Source organism: Actinoplanes sp. 13 (assembly GCF_056134165.1).
The window spans coordinates 154616-169937 of record NZ_JBVYOQ010000009.1; the positions used below are offsets into that span (position 1 = coordinate 154616).

At 71.8% G+C, this 15322-nt stretch carries 13 protein-coding genes and 1 pseudogene; 8 read left to right on the top strand and 6 right to left on the bottom strand.

All coding sequences use genetic code 11. The features are described from left to right. Positions 1 to 43: 43 nt before the first annotated feature. Positions 44 to 823, bottom strand: coding sequence for a CDP-alcohol phosphatidyltransferase family protein (locus AC0NH5_RS20295; protein WP_474406032.1), 780 nt, complete (start codon positions 821 to 823; stop codon positions 44 to 46). 105 nt (positions 824 to 928) lie between these two features. On the opposite strand from AC0NH5_RS20295, the gene AC0NH5_RS20300 reads away from it, so the two are divergent. The 5 genes and pseudogenes from AC0NH5_RS20300 to AC0NH5_RS20320 all read left to right on the top strand — a co-directional run. Continuing rightward, complete coding sequence (locus tag AC0NH5_RS20300) at positions 929 to 1879, top strand: zinc-dependent alcohol dehydrogenase (protein ID WP_474406208.1); 951 nt, start codon at positions 929 to 931, stop codon at positions 1877 to 1879. Positions 1880 to 1936: 57 nt separating this feature from the next. Then, positions 1937 to 2335: a 6-pyruvoyl trahydropterin synthase family protein gene (locus AC0NH5_RS20305; RefSeq protein WP_474406035.1), complete on the top strand. Its 399-nt coding sequence runs from the start codon at positions 1937 to 1939 to the stop codon at positions 2333 to 2335. Further along, positions 2332 to 3372: a glycosyltransferase family 4 protein gene (locus tag AC0NH5_RS20310; protein WP_474406037.1), complete on the top strand. Its 1041-nt coding sequence runs from the start codon at positions 2332 to 2334 to the stop codon at positions 3370 to 3372. Before AC0NH5_RS20305 ends, AC0NH5_RS20310 begins: the two co-directional genes overlap by 4 nt. Then, entirely contained in the window at positions 3369 to 4133 is a 765-nt protein-coding gene (locus tag AC0NH5_RS20315; RefSeq protein WP_474406039.1) for a class I SAM-dependent methyltransferase, read from the top strand. The genes AC0NH5_RS20310 and AC0NH5_RS20315 overlap by 4 nt, the downstream gene beginning before the upstream one ends. Positions 4134 to 4190: 57 nt before the next feature. Beyond that, positions 4191 to 5102, top strand: a pseudogene (locus tag AC0NH5_RS20320) (lysylphosphatidylglycerol synthase transmembrane domain-containing protein); the annotation flags it as partial. Positions 5103 to 5326: 224 nt separating this feature from the next. Here AC0NH5_RS20320 and AC0NH5_RS20325 read toward each other — a convergent pair. Continuing rightward, positions 5327 to 6022, bottom strand: a complete 696-nt coding sequence (locus AC0NH5_RS20325; RefSeq protein WP_474406041.1) for a RibD family protein — start codon at positions 6020 to 6022, stop codon at positions 5327 to 5329. 90 nt (positions 6023 to 6112) lie between these two features. Between AC0NH5_RS20325 and AC0NH5_RS20330 the strand changes: the two genes are divergently transcribed. Both AC0NH5_RS20330 and recQ read left to right on the top strand, forming a co-directional pair. Further along, positions 6113 to 6778 (top strand): GTP cyclohydrolase II, encoded by a 666-nt coding sequence (locus AC0NH5_RS20330; protein WP_474406043.1) that lies wholly within the window; start codon positions 6113 to 6115, stop codon positions 6776 to 6778. Positions 6779 to 7006: 228 nt separating this feature from the next. Then, on the top strand, positions 7007 to 8857 hold the full coding sequence (recQ, locus tag AC0NH5_RS20335; protein WP_474406045.1) for a DNA helicase RecQ: 1851 nt from the start codon (positions 7007 to 7009) through the stop codon (positions 8855 to 8857). A 268-nt stretch (positions 8858 to 9125) separates the two neighbouring features. Here the strand turns inward: recQ and AC0NH5_RS20340 are convergent, their stop codons facing one another. The 3 genes from AC0NH5_RS20340 to ppdK form a co-directional block, all read right to left on the bottom strand. Next, on the bottom strand, positions 9126 to 9797 hold the full coding sequence (locus AC0NH5_RS20340) for a YceI family protein (protein WP_474406211.1): 672 nt from the start codon (positions 9795 to 9797) through the stop codon (positions 9126 to 9128). 328 nt (positions 9798 to 10125) lie between these two features. Further along, positions 10126 to 10533: a VOC family protein gene (locus tag AC0NH5_RS20345; RefSeq protein ID WP_474406048.1), complete on the bottom strand. Its 408-nt coding sequence runs from the start codon at positions 10531 to 10533 to the stop codon at positions 10126 to 10128. Between the two features lie 306 nt (positions 10534 to 10839). Continuing rightward, on the bottom strand, positions 10840 to 13521 hold the full coding sequence (ppdK, locus tag AC0NH5_RS20350) for a pyruvate, phosphate dikinase (RefSeq protein ID WP_474406050.1): 2682 nt from the start codon (positions 13519 to 13521) through the stop codon (positions 10840 to 10842). Between the two features lie 194 nt (positions 13522 to 13715). Between ppdK and AC0NH5_RS20355 the strand changes: the two genes are divergently transcribed. Continuing rightward, on the top strand, positions 13716 to 14660 hold the full coding sequence (locus AC0NH5_RS20355; RefSeq protein WP_474406051.1) for a DUF6545 domain-containing protein: 945 nt from the start codon (positions 13716 to 13718) through the stop codon (positions 14658 to 14660). Here AC0NH5_RS20355 and AC0NH5_RS20360 read toward each other — a convergent pair. Next, positions 14608 to 15018 (bottom strand): helix-turn-helix domain-containing protein, encoded by a 411-nt coding sequence (locus tag AC0NH5_RS20360; protein ID WP_474406054.1) that lies wholly within the window; start codon positions 15016 to 15018, stop codon positions 14608 to 14610. The genes AC0NH5_RS20355 and AC0NH5_RS20360 overlap by 53 nt on opposite strands. Positions 15019 to 15322 lie beyond the last annotated feature (304 nt).

A 15322-nucleotide genomic window follows, 5' to 3' on the forward strand; every position in this document is an offset into this window, starting at 1 on the left:
GGCCCGGCGCAACCTGACGCGTGCGGCGGTGACGGGGGGCGGGTCAGCGGGTCGCGAGGGCGGGCTGCTGCGGCGGCGCCGACCAGCGGCTACGGGGCTCCTCGCGGATCCGTGACGCCCGGTGCAGCCAGGCCACATCGGTGCCGAACGACCAGGTCAGCGTGCCGAGCGAGACCGCCAGCGTGACCACCGACAGCCATCCCGGGAGCAGGCCGCTGAGCACCACGAGAAGCACGATCCCCTGCTGCGCGGCGACCACCTTGCGGCTGAACCGGGGCGGCAGCGGGGCGTTCAGCCACGGGGCCACCCACGCGGCAGCGGCGAAGACGTAGCGGAAGGCGCCGATCGCCAGCGCCCACCAGCCGAACTCGGCGGCCGCCACGAAGCTGAGGACGAGGACCAGGACCGAGTCGACCTCCATGTCGAAGCGCGCGCCGAGCGGCGTCGACGTGCCGGTGCGGCGGGCCACCTGGCCGTCCACCCCGTCCATGGCCAGGGCGACCGTGGCGATGGTGACCAGCAACGCCGTCGGCACCGGGGATCCGGTGAAGGCGGTGACGACCAGCGCGGTCACTCCGCCGGTGAGGATCGCGCGGCTGAGGGTGACCGCGTTCGCCCAGCCGAGGTCGCGCATGCCGGCGCGGCGCAGGCCGAGCCCGAGCAGGCCGCACAGCGCGGCGCCGTAGGCGGCGCCCGCGACCCAACCGGCCGTGCTGAGGTCCACGACACCGGCGAGCGCGGCTAGCAGGAGCAGCTGGGCCGCGAACCCGGCCAACGGGGCCCGGGCGGGACTCGTCGTCATCGTGGCGGTACTGATCGTCACCGTTCCTCCAGCACGTAGGGTTTAGCCGCTGTCCCCGTTACACGCTTGCCGGGGACTTTTGGTTCAGTGTCGAGAGGAAGACCCTTGGCGGCTCGCGCGTTCTGGATGACTTGCCCGGGAACCGGGGAGATACGCACCGAGCCGATGCCGGAACGGTCACAGTCCGATGTCGTCGTTCGTACCCTGCATTCCGGGGTGAGCCGGGGCACCGAGACGCTGGTGTTCCAGGGCCGGGTTCCGCGGAGTCAGCGGGCGACGATGCGCGCGCCGTTCCAGGTCGGCGACTTCCCGGCCCCGGTGAAGTACGGATACCTGAACGTCGGCGTGGTGGAGGCCGGCGACCCGGACCTGGTCGGCCGGACCGTGTTCTGCCTCTATCCGCATCAGACCCGTTACGTGGTGCCGCGGGATGCGGTGACGGTGGTGCCGGAGGGTGTGCCGGCCGCGCGGGCGGTGCTCGCCGGCACGGTGGAGACCGCGGTGAACGCGGTCTGGGACGCGCACCCGCAGATCGGCGACCGGATCACCGTGGTGGGCGGCGGCATGGTCGGCTCCTCGGTGGCCGCCGTGCTGGCCGGCCTGCCGGCCACCAACGTCCAGCTGGTCGACGTCGACCCCGGCCGGGAGAGCATCGCTGCATCGCTGAACATCGGTTTCGCCCGGCCCGCCGACGCCGAGCGCGACCGCGACCTGGTCATCCACGCCAGCGCCACCGAAGCGGGCCTGGCCACATCCCTGGAGCTGCTGGCCACCGAGGGCACCGTCGTCGAGCTGAGCTGGTTCGGCGACAGGCACGTCAGCATCCCGCTGGGCGAGAACTTCCACTCCCGGCGGCTGACCATCCGCTCCAGCCAGGTCGGCGGCATCGCGCCGGCCCGCCGCCGTTCCTACGCCGAGCGCCTGGCCGTGGCCCTGGATCTGCTCAAGGACCCGCGCTTCGACGCGCTGATCACCGGGCACGACGCCTTCGACGACCTGCCGGCGGTGCTGCCGAGGCTGGCCGACGGCAGTCTTCCCGCCCTTTGTCACGTCATCGACTACCCGGCCGCCAATTGATCTTTAAGCTCACCACGACCGTAGTACCGGCACGAAACACGAGAAGGAGTTGAGCCCTTGTTCAGCGTCACCGTCCGCGACCACATCATGATCGCCCACAGCTTCTCCGGCGAGGTCTTCGGACCCGCCCAGCGGCTGCACGGCGCCACCTTCGTGGTGGACGCGACGTTCCGCCGCCCGGATCTGGACGACGACAACATCGTGGTCGACATCGGTAAGGCGAGCGAGCAGCTGCACACCGTCTGCTCCGGGCTCAGCTACCGCAACCTCGACGACGATCCCGAGTTCACCGGGGTGAACACGTCCACCGAGTTCCTCGCGAAGCTGATCGCCGACCGGCTGGCGGTGCGGATCAAGGCGGGCGAGTTCGGCCCCGGCGCCTCCGGGCTGACCGGCATCGAGGTGAAACTGCACGAGTCGCACATCGCCTGGGCGAGCTACGAGCGCACCCTGTGAGTTTCCCGCTGGTCGCGGTGCTGCCGGGCGGGATCGACGACCCGGCGGCGCCGAGCGGGGGCAATCGGTACGACCGCGAGGTGCTCCGGCGCCTGGCCACCACCGATCCACACCCTCTGGTCGTACGGGAGGAAGCCGTCCCCGGCAGCTGGCCCCGTCCCACGCCGGCCGAACGGTCGGCGCTGACCGCCGTCCTGCGCGGCGTCCCGGACGGCGCGACCGTGCTGATCGACGGTTTGGTGGCTTGCGGTGTCCCGGAGCTCCTGGAGCCGCATGCCGGCCGGCTGCGCCTGGTGGTCCTGGTCCATCTCCCGCTCAGCGACGAGACCGGCCTGTCCGCCGCGGACGCCGCCGAGCTGCGCGCCCTGGAGCGACGCGCGCTGCACCTGGCCGCGGCGGTGGTCGCCACCAGCGGACCGGCGGCCGGTCAGGTGGAGCGGATGCACGGCCTGTCCGGTGTGCACGTCGCTCCCCCGGGCGTCGACCCCGCCCCGCTCGCGGTGCCCTCACCCGGCGGCGGGCGGCTGCTCAACGTCGCGTCGCTGATTCCCCGCAAGGGCCAGGATCTGCTGATCGCGGCCCTGCGGCAGCTCGGCGACCTGGAGTGGACGTGCACTTTCGCCGGCGCCGGCCGGGCGCCCGTCACGGGCGAACCGCGGCTGCGCTTCCCCGGTCCGCTGACCGGCGCCGACCTCGACGCCGCCTACGCCGGCGCGGATCTGTTCGTGCTCCCGTCCCGCGCCGAGACGTACGGGATGGTGGTGACCGAGGCGCTGGCCCGCGGCCTGCCGGTGGTGGCCGCCGACGTGGGCGGCGTCCCGGAGGCGCTCGGCGTGACACCCGGCGGCGACCGGCCCGGACGTCTGATCCCGCCCGGCGACCCGGACGTTCTGGCCGCCACCCTGCGCGCCTGGCTGACCGACCCCGGGCTGCGGGAACGCTGGCGTGAGCGGGCCCGCAGCCGCCGCGAGACCCTGACCGGCTGGGCCGAGACCGCCCGGCTCCTCGGCGACATCCTTGGACGGAGTGCACAGTGACCGGAGAATTCAGTCCCGACTGGCTGACCCTGCGCGAGCCGGCGGACGCCGCGGCCCGCGCCGCCGACCTGGTCGGCGAGCTGCCCGGGCCGGTGCGGGTGATCCGCGACCTGGGCTGCGGCACCGGTTCGCTGGGCCGCTGGCTCTCGCCGCAGCTGCCGGCCCCCCAGCACTGGGTGATGACCGACCTCGACCCGGCGTTGTTGCGGTTGGCCGCCGACGGCATGCCCGCCGACGTGTCGGTGGATACCCGGCTGGGCGACGTCACCCGGCTGACCGCCGCCGACCTGACCGGCACCGACCTGGTGACCTGCTCGGCGCTGCTGGACCTGCTCACCGCCGAGGAGCTGGACAGCCTGGTGGCGGTCTGCGCCGAGGCCCGGGTGAGCGCGCTGTTCACGCTCTCGGTGACCGGGGAGGTCCGGTTCACCCCGGCGGACCCGCTCGACGAGGCCATCCAGGACGCGTTCAACGCCCACCAGCGGCGGGTGACCGGCGGGCGGCGGCTGCTCGGGCCGGACGCGCCCGGTCACGCGGCGGCCGCGTTCGAGAAGGCGGGCGCCCGGGTGCTGACCCGGCCGAGCCCGTGGCGGCTCGGCCCGGCGCTGTCCGATCTCACCACGGAGTGGCTGCGGGGATGGGCCGCGGCGGCCCACGAACAGCGCCCTGACCTGTCCGTGGACGCCTACCTGACCCGGCGGGCGGCGACCGTCCCGCACGCTTCCGTGGGACATCAGGATCTTTTAGCGATCTTCAACTGAACCGTGGCGTGCGAATCCGGCGTACTAGTCCCTAGAACGACGAGGGGACTAAGAAAAGTGACGCGATCGATCTGGGCCTGGGCGCGCCTGTTGGGTGGTGCGGCAATCCTGGCCCTGGTGCTGTGGCGACTCGGGACCGGCGCGTTCCTCGACGGCCTGCGGGTGCTCGACACCGGCGCGCTGGCGGCGGCGCTGGTCATCGGAGCGGCCACCACCGTCCTCAGCGCCTGGCGCTGGTGCCTGGTGGCACGCGGCCTCGGCATGCGCCTGCCGCTGCGGGACGCGATCGCCGACTACTACCAGGCGCTCTTCCTGAACGCGGCGCTGCCGGGCGGCGTGCTCGGCGACGTCGGGCGGGCGGTGCGGCACGGCCGGGACGAGGGCGACCTGGGCCGCGGCGTCCGGGCGGTGGTCCTGGAGCGGACCGCGGGACAGATCGTCCTGCTGGTCGTCGCCGGGACCGTGCTCCTCACCGTACCGTCGCCGGTGTTGACCCTGGCCCAGGAGCACGGCCTGCTGATCGCCGCGGTGGGCCTGAGCGTCGCGACGGCCGGCGGCCTGGTGGTGGCGGTCCTGCGCCGTCTGCGGCACGGCCGGTCCCGCGCGGCCGGCGCCGCCCGCACCGGGCTCGCCGAGATCCGCTCCGGCCTGTTCTCCCGGCGCAGCGCGCCCGGCGTGCTGCTGGCCTCGGCCGTGGTCCTCGCCGGGCACCTCGCCACCTTCCTGGTCGCCGCCCGCGCCGCGGGCAGCGCGGCCTCGGTGCTGCAGCTGGCGCCGCTGCTGATCCTCGCGCTGCTGGCCATGGGCCTGCCGGTCAACGTCGGCGGCTGGGGCCCCCGTGAGGGTGTGATGGCCTGGGCGTTCGGCGCGGCCGGGCTCAGCGCGGCGCAGGGGCTGACCATCGCGGTGGCGTACGGGATCCTGGCGTTCGTGGCGGCGGCACCCGGCGCGGCGATCGTGCTGATCAGGTTGCTGGCACGCAAGCGCGAGCGGTCCGTCCCGATGCCGGCTCTGGAAACGATCCCAGCTCTGAAGACGGCTCGGGGAACTGTCCCGGTCCGGGTGTCGGCAGTGGCGCCGGTCTCGCCGGCGCCGGTGATGGCGGCCCGCCCGATCATCGTGCCGGCCCCGATCCCGGTGGTTCGCCGCACGACGGTCCGGCAGCCGGCCGGTGTCGCGGCTTGACCAGTCCGTCAGCGGCTTTCGCCGAACCGTTCCGAGAGGGCATAGCGCAGCAGCACGACGTCGCCGATCCGGCGGACCTCGGCGAGGTCGGCCCGGTTGCGCGGGCCCCACGGGAACGCACCGTCGTGGACGAAGCGCGGCGCCCGGGCGTCGCCGACGAAGAACGGCGCCACCACCAGCTGGAGTTCGTCGGCGAGGCCCGCGGTGAGGAACTGGGTGTGCATGCGGCCGCCGCCCTCGACCATCAGTCGGCGCACGCCGCGCCCGGCCAGGTCGGCCACCACCACACCGACGTCCACCGGGTCGCCCGCGTCCACCACCACGGCCCGGTCGCCGAGCAACCGGCCGGCGCCCGGCACGGACGGCGTGGCGCAGTAGACGAGCTTGTCGTTGCCGCCGGCCGTGAAGAACGACGCGTCCGGGTCGAGGTGGCAACTGCTCGTTACGGTGACCTTCACCGGGTCCGGGTGCTCGCCCCGGGCGACGCGGGCCGCCCGGCGGTCCGCGGAGCGCACCAGCAACCGCGGGTTGTCCTGCCGGATGGTGGCGGCGCCGACCAGGATCGCGTCACAGCCGGCGCGGACCTCGTCGACCCGGTCGAAGTCGGCGTCGTTGGAGAGGAGCAACCGCTCGTCGCTCGCGTCGTCCAGATATCCGTCGATCGACATCCCACAGCTCAGCACGATGTAAGGACGCTCAGCCACCGCCCCACGATAGTCCCCGGACCGCACCACTGGATCTGGAGGGCGATGATCGGTAAGGCTGAGTACGGCGGGAACCAACGAGGAGGACCGATGTTCCAAGCCCAGGCCGGAACGGCGACCACGGCGACGATCCGGCGGCAGGTCACCGTGCCGCTGCGCTTCCCCGACGGCTACGCCACCAGTGCACGGGTGATGACCTTCGACGGCCTGGCCGACGGGAAGGAGCACCTCGCGCTCGGATTGGGCGACTGGCAACGAGCCCTGACCAAGTCGGCGGCCGGTGGCCGGGCGCCGCTGGTCCGCCCGCACAGCGAGTGCCTGACCGGCGACGTCTTCGGCAGCCAGCGCTGCGACTGCGGCCCGCAGCTGCGCGAGGCGGTGGAGCGGATCGCCGACCAGGGCGGGTTCCTGCTCTACCTGCGGCAGGAGGGCCGCGGCATCGGCCTCTACGCCAAACTGGACGCGTACGCGCTGCAGGACGACGGGCTCGACACGTACGAGGCGAACGTGGCGCTCGGCCGCGGCGAGGACGAGCGCGACTACACCGCGGCGGCGCAGATGCTGCTCGCCCTCGGGGTGGACAGGTTGCGGCTGCTCAGCAACAACCCGGACAAGGCGGCGCAGCTGACCGGTCTGGGCATCGACGTGACCCAGCGGATCCCGACCGGGGTGCATCTGTCCGCCGCGAACGTGCGGTACCTCAGCGTGAAGGCGACGCACACCGCGCACACCATCGATCTCCCCCTGGCGGAGTGACTTCGGCCTGCGGCCTCAGGCGAGTCCGGCCGGCGGCCCCGGGCGTGTCCGGCCGGCGACCTCGGGCGTGTCCGGCCGGCGACCTCGGGCATGTCCGGCCGGCGACCTCGGGCATGTCCGGCCGGCGACCTCGGGCATGTCCGGCCGGCGGGTGAGCGAGCCACCTGCCGGCCGGGCTCTGTCCACAGGGCCGAACGATCTTCCCGCCGGGCTCTCTAGTATCGCGGGGTGACTTCGCCGATCCTCGTGTCCAGCGCCACCGACGCCCTCAACAAGGTCTTCGGCTATCAGTCGTTCCGCGGCCAGCAGGGCGACGTCGTCGAGCACGTCATCAACGGCGGCGACGCCCTGGTGCTGATGCCGACCGGCGGCGGCAAGTCGCTGTGCTACCAGATCCCCGCCCTGGTCCGGCCCGGCACCGGCGTGGTCGTCTCGCCGCTGATCGCGCTGATGCAGGACCAGGTCGCCGCGTTGCGGACCCTGGGCGTCCGGGCTAATTTCCTGAACTCGTCGCAGGACTTCGACGAGCGGCGGATCGTCGAGGCCGAGTTCGTGGCCGGTGAGCTCGACCTGCTCTACGTCGCGCCGGAAGGGCTCGGCACGGCCGGCGTGCAGCGGCTCCTCGATCGGGGGAAGATCTCGCTGTTCGCCATCGACGAGGCGCACTGCGTGGCGCAGTGGGGCCACGACTTCCGGCCCGACTATCTCGGGCTGTCGATGCTGCACGAGCGGTGGCCCGAGGTGCCGCGGATCGCGCTGACGGCCACCGCCACCCCGGCGACGCGCGACGAGATCGCGACCCGGCTGCAGCTCGTCGAGGCGCGGCACTTCACGGCCGGTTTCGACCGGCCCAACATCCAGTACCGGATCGTGCCGAAGAGCCAGCCGGCCAAGCAACTGCTGTCGTTGCTGCAGACCGAGCATCCCGGCGACTCCGGAATCGTGTACTGCCTGTCCCGGGCCTCGGTGGAGAAGCACGCCGCGTTCCTGACCGACAACGGGATCCCGGCGCTGCCGTACCACGCGGGGCTGGACTCGCGGACCCGCTTCGACAACCAGTCCCGGTTCCTCCGCGAGGACGGGCTGGTGATGGTGGCGACGATCGCCTTCGGGATGGGCATCGACAAGCCTGACGTGCGGTTCGTGGCCCACCTCGACCTGCCCAAGTCGGTGGAGGGGTATTACCAGGAGACCGGCCGGGCCGGGCGCGACGGGCTGCCGTCGACGGCCTGGCTGGCCTACGGGCTGCAGGACGTGGTGCAGCAACGCAAGATGATCGACGGTTCGGAGGGGGACGTCGCGTTCCGGCGCAACGCCGCCCAGCATCTCGACTCGATGCTGGCGCTGTGCGAGAGCGTCACCTGCCGCCGGGCGCAGCTCCTGCGGTACTTCGGGCAGGAGGACGTGCCGGCCGACTGCGGCAACTGCGACGTCTGCCTGTCACCGCCGTCCTCGTGGGACGGGACAGTCGCCGCGCAGAAACTGCTGTCCACGGTGTTCCGCCTGCACAAGGAGCGGAATCAGCGGTTCGGGGCGGGGCAGTCGATCGACATCCTGCTCGGCAAGCGGACCGAGAAGGTGGCGCAGTTCCGGCACGACGAGTTGAGCGTCTTCGGCATCGGCACGGATCTGAGCGAGGTGGAGTGGCGCGGCGTGGTCCGGCAGTTGCTCGCCGGCGGGTTTCTCGCCGTTCAGGGTGAGTACGGCACGCTCGCCCTGACCGAGAGCAGCGGCGAGGTGCTCCGCGGCGAGCGCAAGCTGCTGATGCGGCGCGAGGCCAAGCCGGCCCGGGCGGCCCGGTCGTCGTCGGGGCGGTCGGCGGCCGCGGCGGCACCGGCGGACTTCCCGGCGTCGGCGGAGCCGCTGTTCGAGAAACTGCGGACCTGGCGCGGCACGGTGGCCAAGCAGCAGGGCGTCCCGGCGTACGTGATCTTCCACGACGCCACGCTGCGGGCGATCGCCGCGCTGGCCCCGCAGACGATGGACCAGCTGGGAACCGTCAGCGGTGTCGGCCAGAGCAAGCTCGCGAAGTTCGGCGACGGGGTGCTTGCCGTGGTCAACGGCGAGCCGGAGGACTGACCAGCCGATCCCGGCGCCGGAGCCCGTCGTGCGAGCCCTCGTCGCTGCCCACCGCCACGCGCAAGCCCGTGACGCCACCCCGCCGCCACACGCGCAAGCCCACGTCGCCACCCACCGCCACACGCGCAAGCCCACGTCGCCACCCACCGCCACACGCGCAAGCCCACGACGCCACCCGCCACCACACGCGCAAGCCCACGACGCCACCCGCCACCAAGCCCGCGTCCGCCGGCGGCGCTGCCCCACCACAGCGCCGCTGGTGGGCCGGTCAGGGCTCGCGGATCGCCTCGCCGGCCAGTTCGATCCGGACCTTCTTGCCGACCAGGACGCCGCCGCTCTCCAGCAGGACGTTCCAGACCAGCCCGTAATCCTCCCGGTCGAACTCGGCCGACGCGCTGAACCCGAAGATGTCCCGCCCGTACGGGTCGCGCCGGGCCCCGCCGAACTCCAGGTGCAGGCCGATCGGCCGGGTCACGCTCTTGATCGTCAGCAGGCCGTGGACGACGAACCGGCCGGACGCGCGGGTGGCCGCCGGTGGCAGGTCGGCGACCGTGCCCCGGCGACCGAGCGGATTGTTGCGCAGGCGCGCCCAATGGAAGATCGGATCGTTCTCCGCCTCCCAGACGATGCCCGTGCTGCGGTACTCCAACGTGGGAAAGCGTTCCACGTCGAGAAAGTCCGGACTGGACAGATGCTTGTCCCGATCCGGATTGTGCGTGGTGATGCTGGCCGCCTGAATCGTCGCGGTGATCGACGACCGCAGTGGGTCTCCCCCCACCACGATCGTCGCCGACGCCTCGGCGAACTCACCGCGAATCGGGCTGACCATCATGTGTTGTGCCTGAAAGCCGATGCGCTTGTGCGCCTCGTCCAACGTGTAGACACCCGGATCCGGAATGATCAGGCCGTTCCACTCACGGATCGGCCGGTCGACCGTCACGTAGCCTCCCCCTCGGCGACGTCCGGCATCCTCGAGCACGAGCCCCCGCCCGTTCGGATGCCAGGATTTCCGGGCGATTCTAGGCTCCACGTTGATCACGCAATGTCCCCGAGGAATGCATTACGTGGCCGCCGCCACATCGGCACCGATCCACAAGATCCCTGATTTCGTATCATTCGGGTCAGCGGGGTCGCTTTCGTCATCAGCGCTGTGAGCTGGGGAAACACTGAATCGGTAAGGAACCGGTGGCAATCCGTCCGGCAGCTGTTCCGCGCTGTCAGAAGTAGGACATCCCACATCGCGGTCGCACCGCGTGACTGCCGACAGGTCACTCTGCGCTGATATTCACCATCCACGGGACGCCGAACCGGTCGACCAGCTGACCGAACTCGTCACCCCACATCTGCTTCTCCAGCGGGACCTGCACGGTGCCGCCCTCGGCGAGCGCATCCCACACCGCCCGCAGACCGTCGCCCGCGCCGCCGGTCAGGCTGACGGTCATCGTGGTGCCGGGCTGGAACTCCATGCCGGGCGGGCAGTCGGAAGCCATCAGCGTGTGCCCCTCGGTCGTGTCCAGCCGGGAGTGCATCAGCTGGTCCTTGATGCCCGGATCGGGGGTGCCGAACTCGCCGAACGTGGTGACCGTCAGCTCGCCGCCAAGAACGGTGCGGTAGAACTCCATCGCCTCGCGCGCGTTGCCGTTGAACGTCAGGTAGGGGTTGAGCTGGGATGTCATGACAGCTCCTTCGAAGATCGATCGATCGTTGCCTTCTCCTCAGGAACGCTAGACCTCCCCACCGACAATTCCCTTCCCCGCCCGAGGGGCTCCACCCGGTCGGGTAACGCGGACGGCGGGGCGCAACGCGGGGACGGCGGCGCGCCCCGCCGCGGCGCGACGCAGGGACGGCGGCGCGGCGGGGCGCGACGGGGTGCGACGCGGGGACGGTGCGCGACGCGGCGCGGCGCGGTGGCGCGACGGGAGTGGGTAGCGGTGCACGGCCCGGGTGCGCGGCCCGGCCGCCACGCACCCCCGCCGCCGGGCTCAGCGGTGGTCGGAGCCCTCCGACTGCACCGCCGCGCGGCCCGCTTCCAGGCGCGCGATCGGCACCCGGAACGGCGAGCACGACACATAGTCGAGCCCCACCTCGTGGAAGAAGTGCACCGAGTCCGGGTCCCCGCCGTGCTCCCCGCACACGCCGAGCTTCAGTCCTGGGCGAGCGGCCCGCCCCTCCTCCGCGGCGATCCGCACCAGCCGGCCCACCCCGGCGGCGTCGATCGACTCGAACGGGGAGATGCCGAAGATGCCGAGCTCCAGGTAGCGCCAGAAGAACGCGCCCTCGACGTCGTCGCGGGAGAAGCCCCAGGCCATCTGGGTCAGGTCGTTGGTGCCGAACGAGAAGAACTCGGCGGCCTCGGCGATCTCGCCGGCCGTCAGCGCCGCCCGTGGCACCTCGATCATCGTGCCGATCAGAACCTCGACGCCGGTGGATTCGCCCACCACCTCGGCAATGATCTTCTCGGCCTCGGTGCGTACCGTCTCGAGTTCCTGGACCGCGCCGACCAGCGGAACCATGATCTCCGGGCGTGGCCGGCCACCCTCCGCGGCAAGCGCCACCGCGGCCTCGGCGATGGCACGGACCTGCATCGCGAACAGGCCGGGGATGACCAGTCCGAGGCGTACGCCGCGCAGGCCCAGCATCGGGTTCTGCTCGTGCATCCTGCGCACGGCGGCGAGCAGCTTCTCGTCGTGCTCGACGCGCCGGCCGTGTTCGTGCTGGACGGCGACGCGCACCGCCAGCTCCTCCAGCGGCGGCAGGAACTCGTGCAGCGGTGGGTCGATCAGCCGGATGGTCACCGGCAGCCCGTTCATCTCCCGGAAGATCTCCAGGAAGTCGGCGCGCTGCAGCGGCTGCAGGGCGGCCAGGGCCTCGTTGCGCTCGGTCTCGGTACGCGCCAGGATCAGCCGTTCCACCAGCTCGCGCCGGTCGCCGAGGAACATGTGCTCGGTGCGGCACAGCCCGATGCCCTGCGCCCCGAAACGCCGCGCCCGGGCGGCGTCCGTGCCGGTGTCCGCGTTGGTGCGCACGGTCAGCGCGCGCTTGGCGTCGGCGTGCGTGAGGATGCGGTGCACGGCGCCGACCAGCGGGTCGTTGGCCTGGGCCGGGTCGAGGTCACCCTCGAAGTACTGCACCACCTCGCTGGGGCGCACGGGCACCTCGCCGAGGTAGACCCGGCCGGTGGTGCCGTCGACCGAGACGATGTCGCCCTCGCGGACGGTGTGCGCGCCGACGGTGAACGAGTCCCGGCCGACCTCCATCTCGTCGGCGCCGCAGACGCAGGTCTTGCCCATGCCGCGGGCGACCACGGCGGCGTGCGACGTCTTGCCGCCCCGGCTGGTCAGGATGCCGTTGGCGGCGATCATGCCGGGCAGGTCGTCCGGGTTGGTCTCGCGGCGGACCAGGATGACCGGCCGGCCCTCGGCGGCCACCTCGACGGCGTGCTGGGCGGTGAAGACCACTTCGCCGTACGCGGCGCCGGGTGACGCGCCGACGCCCCGCGTGATCGACTCCGGGGACGACGACAGGTCGAAGCGCGGGAACATCAGCTGCGCCAGTTGTGCGCCGGTGACCCGGGTGAGCGCCTCGTCGAGGTCGATCACGCCTTCGTCGATGAGCTGCGCGGCGATCGTGAAGGCGGCGGCCGCGGTGCGTTTGCCGACCCGGGTCTGCAGCATCCACAGCTTGCCGCGCTCGATGGTGAACTCGATGTCGCACAGGTCCCGGTAGTGACCTTCGAGGGTGGCCATGATCTGCATCAGCTCGTCGTACGACTTCTTGTCGAGCCGCTCCAGGTCGGCCAGCGACAGCGTGTTGCGGATGCCGGCGACGACGTCCTCGCCCTGGGCGTTGGACAGATAGTCGCCGTACACGCCCTGCTCCCCGGTGGCCGGGTCGCGGGTGAAGGCGACGCCGGTGCCGGAGTCCGCACCGAGGTTGCCGAACACCATGGCGACCACGTTGACCGCGGTGCCCAGGTCGGTGGGGATGCGCTCCTGGCGCCGGTAGAGGACGGCACGGTCGGCGTTCCACGACCGGAAGACCGCCTCGACGGCCAGGTCCAGCTGCTCGCGCGGGTCCTGCGGGAAGTCGTGGCCGGTGTGTTTGACGAACACCTTCTTGTACGCCCCGACCAGTGCCTTGAGGTCGTCGGCGTCGAGCTGGACGTCGTCCTTGACGCCCTTGGCCGTCTTCGCCTCGTGCAGCGCGTCCTCGAACTCGTGACCGGGCACGTCGCAGACGGTCTTGCCGAACATCTGGATGAGCCGCCGGTACGAGTCCCAGGCGAACCGGTCGTTGCCGCCGGCCTGGCGGGACAGCCCGTCGACGGACTCGTCGTTGAGCCCGACGTTGAGGACGGTCTCCATCATGCCGGGCATCGAGAACTTGGCGCCGGAGCGCACCGAGACGAGCAGCGGGTCGGCCGGGTCGCCGAGCCGGCGTCCCATGTCGCGTTCCAGGGTGGCGAGATGCTCGTCGATCTCGGCGGCGAGCCCGTCGGCGTGCGTGCCGTGGCGCAGGTACTGCTGGCACGCCTCGGTGGTGATCGTGAAGCCGGGAGGAACGGGCAGGCCCAGGTTCGTCATCTCCGCGAGATTGGCGCCCTTGCCACCCAGCAGGTCTTTGAGGTCCTTGTTGCCCTCGTGGAAGTCGTAGACGAACTTCATGCCGCACCCACCTCCGGTTAAGAATCCGCGGCCAGAAGTGTTTCCTGCCCCGGGATTCGTAAGGCTAAGCGTGACGCCGGTGAATAGTTAACAGTCCGGTGGGGTTTTCCACACCTGCACGGAAGACCCTGTTCGGTTAGCGCTCTCATCGAGCACATATGAGCAAGTCGATGGGGCGAGGTAGCGTTTCGGCAATGCAGGGAATGAAGGGAATGGCGGCACTGCGCCGGCGGAGCGCCCGGCAGCTCCGGGGCATCCGCGTCCCGTACCCCTTCGATCTCGATCTGCTCTGCGCCGAGGTGGCGGCGGCCCGCGGCCGTCCCTTGCACCGCCTCCCGCTGCCCGGTCCCCGCCCGGACGCGCCGTGCGGCCTCTGGCTGGGTCTGCCCGGCGCCGACTACGTCTTCTACGACCCCGGAACGTCGCCGCTGCACACCGAGCACATCGTGCTGCACGAGATCGCGCACATCCTCTGCGGGCACACCACCGACCGGGCGCGGCTCTTCCCCGACCTCGATCCGGCCCTGGTGGCCCGGGTGCTCGGCCGGGCCGGGCACACCACCGCGCAGGAACGCGAGGCCGAGACGCTCGCCTCGGTGATCCGGGCCGGCGGGGCGCCGGTGCGCGGTGACGTGCTCAGCCGGGCGGTCCGCGTGCTGCGCTCGTTCCTGGCCGCACCCCGGCCGGCCCGGCTGTGGACCGTGCTCCGGGCGTACCGGACACTGCTGGCGCTGCGGCCGCTGTGGAACGCGATGCGGCGCGCCTGTCCGGAGATGGTCCTGTGGCGGCCGGCGCGCTCGGCGGTGGAGCTGCGCGGGGTGGCCGGCGTGCGGCTGCGTCTCTACCGGCGGGTGATCGAGATCCGGGACGGGATGCTGGCCCTGCGCGACCACCTGCCGGCCCGGTCCGCGATCGGCGACGCCGAGCCGGCGGCCGCCGAGGCCCGGGCGATCGCGGTGGCGCTGCAACGGCTGGCCGCCGGTGCGCCGGCGGCGGGCCCGCCGCGGCCGTGGGCGCCGGTCGGGCCGGACATGGCCGACGAGATCGCCTGGCTGTGCGAGGTGAGCAGGGCGTACCGGCGGATCGTCACCGAGGTCCGGGGTGCTCGGACTCCCACACCTGACGGATCAGCTCGTTGATCGTCTCGCGCGCGCCGGGTGACACGTCGGCGGCGCGCAGCGCCATCTCGGTCACCCCGGCGTCCCGCAGGGTCCGCAACAGCGACAGCTGACCGTCGACCCGGTCGGTGGTCTCGTCGTCCAGGAAATACGCCACCGGCACCCCGAAAAAGGTGGCGAGCGCCGTCAGATGCTGAACAGTCGGGTTGTCCCGGCGGCCGGTGCGCAGCTGCCAGATGTAGGTGTGCGAGATGGGAACGCCCTGGCCCGCCCGGATCGCCTCGGCGACCGCCATGTAACTCGGCTCCGGACGGCCGGTGGCGCGGAAGAGCCGGTCCAGCTTCTCGGCGATCGAGAAGACCCCCGCTGTCCCGGCCATCCCGCACCACCTCCCGCCGGACCCCCGCTCACCTCACGCAGGCCATGAGCAGCGGCGACGCCGATGCACATCCCCCGATGCGGGCCAGACGTAAACTGAGGTTGATGGGCCGATCAGAAGCCTAGGCGAGCTTGGAGCAGCGCTCAAGAAACACCACCGGGACGGTTGAGTCCCCATCGGACAGTCGGGGGATGCCGGTTCCGGCGCCGGAACCCGGCCGGGAAAATAAGGGCGCCGCTGCGAATTCCACGGGGGAAGAACTCGCAACGGCGCAGAGCGAACATTAGACCAAGCGCGGGCGACT

Bases quoted from the DNA above. Each gene is read 5' to 3' on its own strand.
- ppdK (WP_474406050.1), bottom strand. From the start codon at position 13,521: ATGAAGTTCGTCTACGACTTCCACGAGGGCAACAAGGACCTCAAAGAC.
- AC0NH5_RS20355 (WP_474406051.1), top strand. From the start codon at position 13,716: ATGCAGGGAATGAAGGGAATGGCGGCACTGCGCCGGCGGAGCGCCCGG.
- AC0NH5_RS20330 (WP_474406043.1), top strand. From the start codon at position 6,113: ATGTTCCAAGCCCAGGCCGGAACGGCGACCACGGCGACGATCCGGCGG.
- AC0NH5_RS20300 (WP_474406208.1), top strand. From the start codon at position 929: ATGACTTGCCCGGGAACCGGGGAGATACGCACCGAGCCGATGCCGGAA.
- AC0NH5_RS20345 (WP_474406048.1), bottom strand. From the start codon at position 10,533: ATGACATCCCAGCTCAACCCCTACCTGACGTTCAACGGCAACGCGCGC.
- AC0NH5_RS20360 (WP_474406054.1), bottom strand. From the start codon at position 15,018: ATGGCCGGGACAGCGGGGGTCTTCTCGATCGCCGAGAAGCTGGACCGG.